This is a genomic window from Streptomyces huiliensis (assembly GCF_020037025.1).
GTDB lineage: Bacteria > Actinomycetota > Actinomycetes > Streptomycetales > Streptomycetaceae > Streptomyces > Streptomyces huiliensis.
Map to the genome: position 1 here is coordinate 1 of NZ_JAIQLH010000321.1, position 11,169 is coordinate 11,169.

The following is an 11,169-nucleotide window of genomic DNA, read 5'->3' on the forward strand; positions in this document are numbered from 1 at the left end:
GTCCGGCGTCCGGCGTCCGGCAGACCTGACGAGCCCGCCGGGGCGAACCACACGCCCGGCCTGCCTCATCCACCCATACGGGTGACCCGGATCCGCGCCGACCGTTCCCCTATCCGCGCGGACCGTTCCCCTACCGACCCCCGTCCGCCTCCCCACCGCCCCGCTCGCCACCCCACCCCTCACCCCTCCGCGCCCCGCCCCGCCGCCCCCGTGACCAGGGCACGCAGTGCACGGGCAACAGGCTCAACCCCCACCCCCCGGTCACCACCAGCCCCTCCACGGAGTCCGCCCGCCCCGGTTCGTCGACGAGCCGGCAGACCGCCCACCACCACACCCCGCCCATCGCGACGGGCAGCAGCCGGAGGAGCGGACGCCGCCGCCGTATCTCGCGCCAGAGCAAGAGCATGCCGCCTCCTTCGGCGGGACACCGGAGCCCGCGTCCCCGCGGCGGAGCGCCCACCGGACGCCGGCCGTCAGCCGGTCGTCTCCGCGTCCTCACCGCGCAGCCGCGCCAGTTCCGCTTCGAGCTCCGTGATCCTGCGGTCGCGCCGGTGCAGTTCGACGATCACCCGCTGCTCGCCCTCGCGCGCGCCTTCCTGATAGACGCTGCGCACGAACGCGCCGGCGGCACGCTGGTCGAGATCCGACACCACCATGAGCTCGTTCGTGAACCGAATCACCGGGTGCTCGTCCATGCCCCCAGGAGACCCCGCCCGGCCCCGGCCCGCCACCCGAGCGGCCCGTCCCGGGCCATGCGCCCGTTCAGGCGTTCAGGGCGCCACGCAGCCCCTGCGCCGGCGCACGGCCTCCAGCCACCGGGCCCGCAACTGCTCGTACTGCCGCCGCTCGGCCGGGGTCAGCGGCCGGCCGTCGCGGTCGGTCAGGAAGGCGCGGATCGCGCGGTTGATCTCCTCGGCGGGACAGGGCCCGTCCGCGGGGTCGGCAGACATGCGTCTCAGGTTAGGGCCTCGCATTCCCGTCACCACCGCCTCGCCCGGATTCGCCCCCGGTCCGCCGGGCCCAGCCGGTCCTCGCACCGGACCCCGGGCGCCCGGCGGACACACCACCCACGACCGTCCCGCCTCACCACACGTCACCTCACGCGGAGAGCCCCTCCCGGCACACGCTGAGGCAGGCGTCCGCGAACCGCTGGAACGCGGCCCTGGTGTCGGGCCCGGCCACGCCGTCGATCGCCCCGGTGTAACCCCAGCCCGCGTCCCGCATCTGACGCTGCAACGCCATCACCGTGCCGCTCCCGACGACACCGTCGATCGCGCCGGTATAGCCCCAGTCGTGCTGGAGCCCTCTCTGATACGCCTGCCAACTGCTGGTGCCCAACTGCCCGTCGAGGGCACCGGTGTACCCCCAGTACTTCCGCAGCCAGCACTGCACGTTCCGCGCCTGCGTGGCGCTCAGCCCCAGGTTCTCCACCGCGAGCCGAGCGACGGCGGGAGCCGGGACCGCCACCTGCTGCTCAGAGACCGGCTCGAAAACCGGCGCGGAGGCCGCGAAGCCGGTGCCCGCACCGGCCAGGCCCCCGACGGCGAGGCCGACGGCGGCGGTCAGACCGACGAGTGCCCTGGCGAGAAGACGTGATCGCATGGATACCCCCTCCGTGTCCCGCGGGGCCCGGCACGTCCGGCGAACGGCTCGTCGGCCGCGTCGCCGATCCCCACGGCACCATGGTCCACGGCGTGACCGCGCGTGACCGCGGTCGTGCGGCGAAACCCTCCGAATGAGTGCTTGTCGGCACGCGGGACGTCCGACGCCTCTCTTACCGAGGACGCCCGCAAACGCCCCGGACAGACCGGAGGGCTCCCCGACCGCATTCCGTCGGGAAGCCCTCGCCGTCAAGAGGCGTCACATTCGCCCGCTCAGGCGTTCTCCGCCTGGAACATCCAGTGATGCTTCTCGAGGTCGGCAGTGAGGCCGATGATGATGTCCTGGGTCACCGGGTCCGGCTCGTCGGTGTCGCGGATGCGCTCCCGCATCCGGGAGATCACGGCGCCCAGCGCCTCGACCATGATGCGGACCGCGTCGACGTCCTTGTTCCAGCCGCTGCCCACGGTGTCGATGGCGCTGGTCTTCGCCACGGTCTCGGCACGGCCGTCCGGGGCGATGCCGAGGGCGGAGGCGCGCTCCGCGACGGTGTCGGCGTGCTGCCGGGCCGTCGTCACGACCTCGTCCAGCTGGAGGTGCACCGAGCGGAAGCGCGGGCCCACGATCGTCCAGTGGACCTGCTTCGCCACGAGCGAGAGGTCCACCAGGTCGACCAGGGCTCCCTGGAGGGCGTCACCGACGGTCTTGCGGTCCTGCTCGGACAGGGGGCTCTTCACGACAGACATGTACTGCTCCTTCACCGTCGACGTCGTTTCGCTTTCCTCCGTTGCACCTACCATCCCACAGCGACTCGAAACGGGCCGGAGGGAGAGAAGAAAGGGGTCGGGTCGGAAATGCCCGGCATCGGACTTCAAGCGGAACATCGCACGGAAAACACCGGTCCCCGCGGGCCGGAAGGGCCCGCGGGGACCGGAGGAGTCGAAGACGGACGGGACCGCCGAAAGGTAAGGCCCGCCCCGTCGCCGCCGTTACGCCGCGACCACGTCGACGGCCTCGGCAGGCGCCTTGATGGTCACGCGCTCGCCCGGGACGCCGGTCACGGACGTCACGGACACCGGGTTGAACATCGGCCGCATCGGCGCGGGTACCGGCTCGCTCGCCGCCGCCGACTGCGCCAGCTCGGCGAGCGACAGCTCGTCGCTCACCTCACGCATGACCTCGGACATCCTCACGTCCAGAGCGTCGCAGATTGCGGAGAGAAGCTCGGAGGACGCCTCCTTCTGCCCCCGCTCGACCTCGGAGAGGTAACCGAGCGAGACCCGGGCGGAAGAGGAGACCTCGCGCAGAGTGCGGCCCTGGCGTTGGCGCTGCCGACGCAGCACGTCACCGAGCAGGCGACGGAGCAGAATCATCGGTGGCTCCCTCCTTGGACCGCGAATCCGGATCCTTCACGCCCCACCGTACCGCCTCGGGGTGCGGCCGTGCGGGGAGCTATGTCGTGTTCACTCAGGGCTGCAAACATCCATTCCCCCCCTTGTGTTCCGTATCCTTTGCCCCCGCGTTCGCCGTCAATTCGTCCAGCAGCAGGCCGAGAACCGCGCGCACGGATTCCGTCCGGATCGTTTCCCTGCCGCCGTCCAGCGCGAGCTCGCGCACCGCGCACGTCCCGTCCGGGCCGGCCGCGGCGACGAACACCGTGCCCACGGCCTTGCCGTCCTGCGGGTCGGGACCGGCCACGCCGGTCGTGGCGAGGCCCCAGTCCGCGGCCAGCAGCGCGCGCACTCCGCGGGCCATCCGCCGGGCGACCTCGGGGTCGACCGCCCCCCGCTCGGCCAGCAGCCCGCCGTCCACGCCCAGCACCTCGCGCTTGACGTCCGTGGCGTACGCGGTGACCGCGCCGCGGACCGCGCGGGAGGCACCCGGGACGGCGGTCAGTGCGGCGGCCACCAGCCCGCCGGTGAGCGACTCCGCGACCGCCACCGTCCGGCCCCGGGAGACCAGCGCGGCCAGGGCCCGCTCCGCCTCCCGCGGGACCCCGGGGGTCACCGCGCGGACTCCGCGGCCCGGGCGTTCCGGCGCAGCACGACCGCCTGCCGTACGTAGTCCAGGCCGGTGAGGACCGTCAAGACGACGGCCACGGCCATCACCCAGAAGCGGACGGTGGCCAGCGGTCCCTCCAGGGCGAGGATGTACATGCCCACGGCCACGCCCTGGGCGAGCGTCTTCATCTTGCCGCCCCGGCTGGCGGGGATCACGCCGTGTTTGATCACCCAGAAACGCATCAGCGTGATGCCGATCTCGCGCGCGAGGATCACGCCGGTGACCCACCAGGGCAGGTCGTGCAGGGCGGAGAGGCAGAGCAGCGCCGCGCCCATGATCGCCTTGTCGGCGATCGGGTCGGCGATCTTGCCGAAGTCGGTGACCAGGTTGTACGTCCGGGCCAGGTGCCCGTCGAACAGGTCGGTGATCATGGCGATGGCGAACGCGGCCCAGGCGAACGAGCGCCACGCCGGGTCGTATCCGCCGTTGTGGAGCATCAGCAGCACGAAACCGGGCACCAGGAACAGGCGCCCCATGGTCAGGATGTTGGCGATGTTCCACAGCCTGACCCGCCGCACTCCCGGCGCCGCGGGGGGACGGCCCGCGGCCGATGCCGGGACTCCGCTCATCTGCCCGCCTCCTCGGTGCGTCCGCCGTCTCGGACCGGCTCCGCGACGAGGTCGACCCCCTCGCTCGCCACGACCGTGGCGACGACCATGCGTCCGGGCACCGGCGGGCTGTCCAGGCCCTCGGTGAGCAGCCTGACCTGGCCGTCGGTCTCCGGCGCCTGGTGCGCGGCCCGGCCGATCACGCCGTCCTCGTCGTCCACGCGGTCGACCAGTACTTCGATTGTCTCTCCGATCCGGTCCTCGGCGCGCTGCGCGGTCAGCTCCTCGGCCAGCCGCGACACGCGCGCCAGCCGCTCGGCGACGACCTCGGGGTCGTTCTTCTCCTCGTACCCGGCGGCCTCGGTGCCGTCCTCGTCGGAGTAGCCGAAGACGCCGATGGCGTCGAGCCGGGCGGCGGTGAGGAAGCGCTCCAGCTCCGCGACGTCCTCCTCGGTCTCCCCGGGGAAGCCGACGATGAAGTTGGACCGGGCGCCGGCCTGCGGCGCCTTGGAGCGGATGGTGTCCAGCAGCTCCAGGAAGCGCTCGGTGTCGCCGAAGCGCCGCATGGCCCGGAGCACGCCGGGCGCCGAGTGCTGGAAGGACAGGTCGAAGTAGGGGGCGACCTTGTCGGTGGAGGTCAGGACGTCGATCAGGCCCGGCCGCATCTCGGCGGGCTGGAGGTAGCTGACGCGGACCCGCTCCAGGCCGTCCACCGCCGCGATCTCCGGCAGCAGCGTCTCCAGCAGCCGGATGTCGCCCAGGTCCTTGCCGTACGAGGTGTTGTTCTCGGAGACCAGCATGACCTCCTTCACGCCCTGCTCCGCGAGCCAGCGGGCCTCGCCCAGCACGTCCGAGGGGCGGCGGGAGACGAAGGAGCCGCGGAAGGAGGGGATGGCGCAGAAGGAGCAGCGGCGGTCGCAGCCGGAGGCCAGCTTGACGGAGGCCACCGGGCTGTCGCCGAGCCTGCGGCGCAGCGGCGCGCGCGGGCCGGAGGCGGGGGCGACGCCCTCGGGCAGGTCCTCGGGGGCCGGCGCGGGCGCCTCCTGCGCGTGGCCGGGGAGCGCCACGGCGGCGTCCTGGCGCGCGGCGGGGCTGATCGGCAGGAGCTTGCGGCGGTCGCGGGGGGTGTGGGAGGCGTGGACGCCGCCCGAGAGGATGGTCTGGAGCCGGTCGGAGATGTCGGCGTAGTCGTCGAAGCCGAGCACGCCGTCCGCCTCGGGCAGGGCGTCGGCCAGCTCCTTGCCGTACCGCTCGGCCATGCAGCCGACGGCGACCACGGCCTGGGTGCGGCCGTGGTCCTTGAGGTCGTTGGCTTCGAGGAGGGCGTCGACGGAGTCCTTCTTGGCGGCTTCGACGAAACCGCAGGTGTTGACGACGGCCACATCGGCGTCGGCGGCGTCCTCGACGAGGTCCCAGCCGTCCGCCGACAGACGGCCTGCCAGCTCCTCCGAGTCCACCTCGTTACGGGCGCAGCCAAGTGTGACAAGAGCGACGGTACGGCGTTCGGGCATAGGGCTCAGCCTACTTTGTCCGGGCGCCGCTTCCGCTGCCGAGTGGCCGCCCGGTGCGGAGAGCCTGGTCACCCACCGGCTCTCCGCACCGGGACCCGAGGAACGGCTTGGTCAGCCGGCCGCCGGGTCGCCCTTGGTGTAGCTCAGCCGCTGCACCTGGCCGTCGTCGCCGACGTTCTTGATCTCCTTGCCGTTGACGAACAGCTGGACCGCCCCGGCGTTGCCGAGCACCAGGTCGATGCGGTTGCTGTCGGTGAAGGTCTTGGAGGCCCCGCGCTGGAGGACGCCTTCCTCCAGCAGCTTGCCGTTGTGGTCCTTCGCCGACATCCAGGTCTGGTCGCGCTCGGCGGTGAGCTTGACGGTGACCTTGTTCGCCGGGGCGCCGGCGATGGCGCTGTCGGACGGCTCGGGCTTGGCGTCGCCGGGCCGGTTCGGCGGTGCCTTGGCGGGGGCCTTGGACGGCTTGGCCGAGGCCCGGCCGGCCTCGACCGCGTCGTCCCGGCCGCCGGCGCCGCCGTTGAAGAGGGTGAACCCGACGAAGCCGACGACGGCGACGATCGCCGCGACCATGGCGGCGGTCCAGTTGGGCCGCCGCGGCTCGGGCCGGATCCGTTCCGCCTCGAAGACCGGGGCCGCCCGGCTCGGCCGGGGGCGCCCGCCGTGCTCGGCGTCGTACTGCTCGATGAGGTGGGCGGGGTCGAGGCCGGCGGCGCGCGCCAGCGTGCGGATATGTCCTCGGGCGTAGACGTGCCCGCCGCAGCGGGAGAAGTCGTCCTGTTCGATCGCGTGCACGATCGGGATGCGCACGCGGGTCGTCGTGCTGATCTGGTCGACGGTCAGCCCGGCTTGGATCCGGGCCTGCTGGAGAGCGCGGCCGACGGACGGCCGGTCGTCTTCCGGGGGTGAGTTGCCGATGGACACGTGGGCGCCTTTCGAGCGTGCAGCCACCTGCTGGAAGTTCAGTCTAGGGGGGACGCAAAAGGGTCCGGCAAGCGGGAAGCCGGTCTTTGTAGGCCATCAGAAGACCCGGGCCTCAGGCGGCTCTGCCGTACCGGCCGCGGCACATCGTCCCTCCTTCCCGCGGGCGCCGCACGGGCCCCGGGAAACGCCGGGGACACCCCGGGGAGAGGCGTCGGCCGGGACGGCGCGCCCGCCCCGGCCGTCCGTCAGCCCGCGGTCTCCCCGCGGATCAGTGCGAGGACTCCGTCCAGCTCGTCCGGCTTGACGAGCACGTCCCGGGCCTTCGACCCCTCGCTCGGGCCCACGATGTTGCGCGACTCCATCAGGTCCATGAGCCTGCCCGCCTTGGCGAATCCCACACGCAGTTTGCGCTGGAGCATCGACGTGGAGCCGAACTGGGTGGAGACCACCAGTTCGGCGGCCTGGCACAGCAGGTCGAGGTCGTCGCCGATGTCCTCGTCGATCTCCTTCTTCCGGGCGGAGCCGACCGTGACGTCCTCTCGGAAGACCGGCGCCATCTGGTCCTTGCAGTGCTTGACGACGGCGGCGACCTCGGCCTCGCTGACGAACGCGCCCTGGAGCCGGACCGGCTTGTTGGCGCCCATCGGCAGGAAGAGACCGTCGCCCTTGCCGATCAGCTTCTCCGCGCCGGGCTGGTCGAGGATGACGCGGCTGTCGGCGAGCGAGGAGGTGGCGAAGGCGAGGCGGGAGGGGACGTTGGCCTTGATGAGGCCGGTGACGACGTCCACGGACGGCCGCTGGGTGGCCAGCACGAGGTGGATGCCGGCGGCGCGCGCGAGCTGGGTGATCCGGACGATGGAGTCCTCGACGTCGCGCGGGGCCACCATCATCAGGTCGGCGAGCTCGTCCACGATGACCAGCAGGTACGGGTACGGCGACAGCTCGCGCCCGCTGCCCTCCGGCGGGCTGACCCGGCCCTCGCGCACCGCGGCGTTGAAGTCGTCGATGTGCCGGAAGCCGTAGGCGGCCAGGTCGTCGTAGCGCAGGTCCATCTCGCGGACGACCCACTGCAGGGCCTCGGCCGCCCGCTTGGGGTTGGTGATGATCGGCGTGATCAGGTGCGGGATGCCCTCGTAGGCGGTCAGTTCGACGCGCTTGGGGTCGACCAGCACCATCCGGACCTCCTCCGGGGTGGCCCGCACCATCAGCGACGTGATGAGGCAGTTGATGCAGGACGACTTTCCGGAGCCGGTGGCACCGGCGACCAGGACGTGCGGCATCTTCGTGAGGTTGGCCGTCACGTAGCCGCCCTCGACGTCCTTGCCGAGCGCCACGAGCATCGGGTGGTCGTCGCCGGCCGCCTCCGCCAGCCGCAGCACGTCGCCCAGGTTGACCATCTCGCGGTCGGTGTTGGGGATCTCGATGCCGACGGCGGACTTGCCGGGGATCGGGCTGATGATCCGGACGTCGGGGCTGGCCACGGCGTAGGCGATGTTCTTGGTGAGGGCGGTGATGCGCTCGACCTTGACCGCCGGGCCGAGCTCGACCTCGTACCGCGTGACCGTCGGGCCGCGGGTGAAGCCGGTGACCGCCGCGTCCACCTTGAACTCCGCGAACACGGTGGTCAGGGCGGCCACTATGGCGTCGTTGGCCGCGCTGCGCGCCTTGCCTGGACCGCCGCGCTCCAGCAGGTCGAGGGAGGGCAGGGCGTACGTGATGTCCCCGGCGAGCTGGAGCTGCTCGGCGCGCGGGGGGAGGCCGGCGGCCGGCGGCTCGGGGGCCGGCTTGGTGAGGTCGGGCACGGCCACGGTGGGCGCGGTGTCGTCCCGGCCGGAGGGCACGGGGAGCGTCTGCTCGGTGTCCTGCCGGATGCCGCTGCTGAGCCCGGCGACCAGCGGCGAGGGCTGGACGCCGTGCAGCACCGCGCCGTCCAGGTCCACGGCGGCCGCCGCCGCGAGGTCCACGGCGTCCGGGCCGGACTTCCGGGCGGGCGTCTTCCGGGCGCGCTTGCGGCCCTCCAGGGCGGCCGTCTCGGCGGCCTCGACGCCCTCCTCCGCCGCGGCGGCCCGGCTCGCGGCGGCGCGGCGGGGGCGCTTGGGCGGCGCCTCGCGCCACTCGGCCTCGTACTCCCCCGCCACCGGGTCCGCGTACTCGCCGGGATACGGCTCGAGCACCCCGAGCCGTATGGCCAGCTGCCGCAGCCGCCGGGGGATGGCGTTGACGGGCGTGGCGGTGACGACCAGCAGCCCGAAGATCGTGAGCAGCACGAGCAGCGGTACGGCGAGGACGTCGCCGACGGTGAAGACCAGCGGCTTGGACGCGGCCCAGCCGATGAGGCCGCCGGCGTCCTGCAGGGCCTGCGAGCCCTCGCCGCGGCCGGGCGTCCCGCAGGCCACGTGCACCTGCCCGAGCACGCCGAGGACCAGCGCCGACAGGCCGATGACGATCCGTCCGTTGGCCTCGGGCCGCTCGGGGTGGCGGAACAGCCGGATCGCCACGATGCCGAGCAGTATCGGCACCACCAGGTCCAGCCGCCCGAACGCGCCGGTGACCAGCATCCGTACCAGCTCGCCCACCGGCCCCTCCAGCCCCGACCAGGTGCCCGCGGCGACGACCAGGGCGAGACCGAGGAGGAGCAGCGCGACGCCGTCCTTGCGGTGCGCGGGGTCGAGGCTGCGAGCACCGCGCCCCACGCCCCGGAACAGGGCTCCGACGCCGTGCGCCAGGCCGCGTCCGGCGCGGCCGGCCACAGACGGGCGGGGCGGCGCCGCCTTCTTGGCGGGTGCCTTCCGCGCCGGCCGGGCCGCGGGCCGCTTCTGGACGGGCTTGGCCGCGCTCTTCTTGGCGGGCGGCTTGGCGGCGGCTCCCCCGGCGCGTCCGGTGCGCTGCCTGGTGCCCGCCGTGCTCTGGGAACCCTTGCCGGACGTACGTGAGGCCATGGTGCCGAGGTTACCGTCGACGGGCGTACGGGACACGTGCGCCCGGTCGTTCACCCGTTCGTGTCATGGCCGGATGCCGACGCGTCTGACGCGGCGTCGGACGCGGGATGGCCCCGGGTCGAACGCGGGACGGCCCCGGGCGACGGCCCGTCAGCTCTGCGAGGCCACCGGCGGGACGCTGCTGCCGGCGCCCGGCTCCAGGGCGTCCAGGGCGCGCCGCAGCCCGCTGAGCTTGCGCTCCAGGTGGGCGGCGGTGGCGACCGCGGCGGCGTCGGCCGACTCGTCCAGCTGTTTGGACAGCGCCTCGGCCTGCTCCTCGACGGCGGCGAGCCGCGCCGACAGCTCGGCGAGCAGCCCGGCGGTCTCCGGGGGCTCGCCGGCGGCGGGCCGGCCGGCGCCCTGGCCGTTCTCCATCTGCAGGCGCAGCAGCGCGGCCTGCTCCCGGAGCTGGCAGTTCTTCATGTACAGCTCGACGAAGACGGAGACCTTCGCGCGCAGCACCCACGGGTCGAACGGCTTGGAGATGTAGTCCACCGCGCCGGCCGCGTAGCCGCGGAAGGTGTGGTGCGGGCCGTGGTTGATGGCCGTGAGGAAGATGATCGGGATGTCCCGCGTCCGCTCCCGGCGCTTGATGTGCGCCGCGGTCTCGAACCCGTCCATTCCCGGCATCTGGACGTCCAGCAGGATCACCGCGAAGTCGTCCGTCAGCAGCGCCTTGAGCGCCTCCTCCCCTGACGATGCCCGCACCAGTGTCTGATCGAGCGCCGAGAGGATGGCCTCCAGCGCCAGCAGATTTTCCGGCCGGTCATCGACCAGGAGGATCTTGGCCTTCTGCACCATGGCCCGTCCTCCTCGCCCCGGAAGTGCACCGGGCGCCGCCCCAGGGGACGACTCCCTTGCGCCGCCCGTCCTTGTGCCGGTCATGGTAGCCGCACCCCGCCTGTCACCACACCCTGTCACCGCGATGTCACTGTGCACGTAGCGGAAACGCGGCACGGGACGTGAAAGTTCCCGGAATGCCGCGGTCCCACACGTCGTCGGCCACTCCCGGTCAGGAAAATGGGGAGGACCGATCCGGAGTCCGTCACTCTGCGCTCATGTACTGCTTCATCACCGTCAACAGATGATCAGTATCGACCGGCTTGGTCACATAGTTCGACGCCCCGGCCTCGATGCTCTTCTCCCGGTCGCCCTTCATCGCCTTCGCCGTGAGCGCGATGATCGGCAGCTCGGCGAACTGCGGCATCTTGCGGATCGCCGCCGTGGTCGCGTAGCCGTCCATCTCCGGCATCATGATGTCCATCAGGACCACCACGACGTCGTCGTGCTGCTCCAGCACCTCGATGCCCTCGCGCCCGTTCTCCGCGTAGAGCACCGTCAGCCCGTGCTGCTCCAGCACGCTGGTGAGGGCGAAGACGTTGCGGATGTCGTCGTCGACGATCAGCACCTTCTCGCCGCGGAACGAACCGGTGAACCCGGGCGTCCCGCCCGTACGCCCGTCCTCGGCCCACTCCTGCTGCGGCACGGACGGCGCCGTCGGCTGGGCGGCGCCCGGCCCCGGCGGCGTGGCGGCCCCCGCGGGCGCCGCGC

The 11,169-nt window shown here is 72.7% G+C and carries 13 protein-coding genes; all 13 read right to left on the minus strand.

What is annotated here, in order from left to right; genetic code table 11:
* Positions 1 to 130 precede the first annotated feature (130 nt).
* Positions 131 to 406, minus strand: coding sequence for a hypothetical protein (locus JNW98_RS32220; protein WP_223771848.1), 276 nt, complete (start codon positions 404 to 406; stop codon positions 131 to 133).
* Between the two features lie 67 nt (positions 407 to 473).
* Positions 474 to 695 carry a hypothetical protein gene (locus JNW98_RS32225; RefSeq protein ID WP_223771849.1) on the minus strand — a complete coding sequence of 74 codons (222 nt, stop codon included), beginning with the start codon at positions 693 to 695 and terminating at the stop codon, positions 474 to 476.
* Between the two features lie 75 nt (positions 696 to 770).
* Positions 771 to 950: a hypothetical protein gene (locus JNW98_RS32230; protein WP_223771850.1), complete on the minus strand. Its 180-nt coding sequence runs from the start codon at positions 948 to 950 to the stop codon at positions 771 to 773.
* Positions 951 to 1,098: 148 nt separating this feature from the next.
* Positions 1,099 to 1,602, minus strand: a complete 504-nt coding sequence (locus JNW98_RS32235; RefSeq protein ID WP_223771851.1) for a peptidoglycan-binding domain-containing protein — start codon at positions 1,600 to 1,602, stop codon at positions 1,099 to 1,101.
* A 272-nt stretch (positions 1,603 to 1,874) separates the two neighbouring features.
* Positions 1,875 to 2,345 (minus strand): Dps family protein, encoded by a 471-nt coding sequence (locus JNW98_RS32240; protein WP_223771852.1) that lies wholly within the window; start codon positions 2,343 to 2,345, stop codon positions 1,875 to 1,877.
* 243 nt (positions 2,346 to 2,588) lie between these two features.
* Positions 2,589 to 2,972 carry a helix-turn-helix domain-containing protein gene (locus JNW98_RS32245; RefSeq protein ID WP_004955592.1) on the minus strand — a complete coding sequence of 128 codons (384 nt, stop codon included), beginning with the start codon at positions 2,970 to 2,972 and terminating at the stop codon, positions 2,589 to 2,591.
* A gap of 94 nt (positions 2,973 to 3,066) precedes the next feature.
* Positions 3,067 to 3,606: a CinA family protein gene (locus JNW98_RS32250; RefSeq protein ID WP_223771853.1), complete on the minus strand. Its 540-nt coding sequence runs from the start codon at positions 3,604 to 3,606 to the stop codon at positions 3,067 to 3,069.
* Complete coding sequence (pgsA, locus tag JNW98_RS32255; RefSeq protein WP_223771854.1) at positions 3,603 to 4,229, minus strand: CDP-diacylglycerol--glycerol-3-phosphate 3-phosphatidyltransferase; 627 nt, start codon at positions 4,227 to 4,229, stop codon at positions 3,603 to 3,605. The genes JNW98_RS32250 and pgsA overlap by 4 nt, the downstream gene beginning before the upstream one ends.
* Positions 4,226 to 5,719 (minus strand): 30S ribosomal protein S12 methylthiotransferase RimO, encoded by a 1,494-nt coding sequence (gene rimO, locus JNW98_RS32260; protein ID WP_223771855.1) that lies wholly within the window; start codon positions 5,717 to 5,719, stop codon positions 4,226 to 4,228. Before rimO ends, pgsA begins: the two co-directional genes overlap by 4 nt.
* 111 nt (positions 5,720 to 5,830) lie before the next feature.
* Complete coding sequence (locus JNW98_RS32265) at positions 5,831 to 6,640, minus strand: helix-turn-helix domain-containing protein (protein ID WP_223771856.1); 810 nt, start codon at positions 6,638 to 6,640, stop codon at positions 5,831 to 5,833.
* Between the two features lie 245 nt (positions 6,641 to 6,885).
* A complete protein-coding gene (locus JNW98_RS32270) occupies positions 6,886 to 9,579 on the minus strand; it encodes a DNA translocase FtsK (protein ID WP_223771857.1) in 2,694 nt (897 codons plus the stop codon).
* Positions 9,580 to 9,729: 150 nt separating this feature from the next.
* The gene (locus JNW98_RS32275) at positions 9,730 to 10,419 is read right to left on the minus strand and encodes a response regulator (protein ID WP_223771858.1); all 690 of its coding nucleotides are present in this window, start codon (positions 10,417 to 10,419) and stop codon (positions 9,730 to 9,732) included.
* A 244-nt stretch (positions 10,420 to 10,663) separates the two neighbouring features.
* Positions 10,664 to 11,169, minus strand: a 506-nt coding sequence (locus JNW98_RS32280; RefSeq protein ID WP_223771859.1) for a response regulator, incomplete at its 5' end; no start/stop codon positions are given.

What these genes read in the sequence shown, in the direction of transcription:
- JNW98_RS32220 (WP_223771848.1), bottom strand. Translation starts at nt 406, where the DNA reads ATGCTCTTGCTCTGGCGCGAGATACGGCGGCGGCGTCCGCTCCTCCGG.
- JNW98_RS32225 (WP_223771849.1), bottom strand. Translation starts at nt 695, where the DNA reads ATGGACGAGCACCCGGTGATTCGGTTCACGAACGAGCTCATGGTGGTG.
- JNW98_RS32230 (WP_223771850.1), bottom strand. Translation starts at nt 950, where the DNA reads ATGTCTGCCGACCCCGCGGACGGGCCCTGTCCCGCCGAGGAGATCAAC.
- JNW98_RS32235 (WP_223771851.1), bottom strand. Translation starts at nt 1,602, where the DNA reads ATGCGATCACGTCTTCTCGCCAGGGCACTCGTCGGTCTGACCGCCGCC.
- JNW98_RS32240 (WP_223771852.1), bottom strand. Translation starts at nt 2,345, where the DNA reads ATGTCTGTCGTGAAGAGCCCCCTGTCCGAGCAGGACCGCAAGACCGTC.
- JNW98_RS32245 (WP_004955592.1), bottom strand. Translation starts at nt 2,972, where the DNA reads ATGATTCTGCTCCGTCGCCTGCTCGGTGACGTGCTGCGTCGGCAGCGC.
- pgsA (WP_223771854.1), bottom strand. Translation starts at nt 4,229, where the DNA reads ATGAGCGGAGTCCCGGCATCGGCCGCGGGCCGTCCCCCCGCGGCGCCG.
- rimO (WP_223771855.1), bottom strand. Translation starts at nt 5,719, where the DNA reads ATGCCCGAACGCCGTACCGTCGCTCTTGTCACACTTGGCTGCGCCCGT.
- JNW98_RS32270 (WP_223771857.1), bottom strand. Translation starts at nt 9,579, where the DNA reads ATGGCCTCACGTACGTCCGGCAAGGGTTCCCAGAGCACGGCGGGCACC.
- JNW98_RS32275 (WP_223771858.1), bottom strand. Translation starts at nt 10,419, where the DNA reads ATGGTGCAGAAGGCCAAGATCCTCCTGGTCGATGACCGGCCGGAAAAT.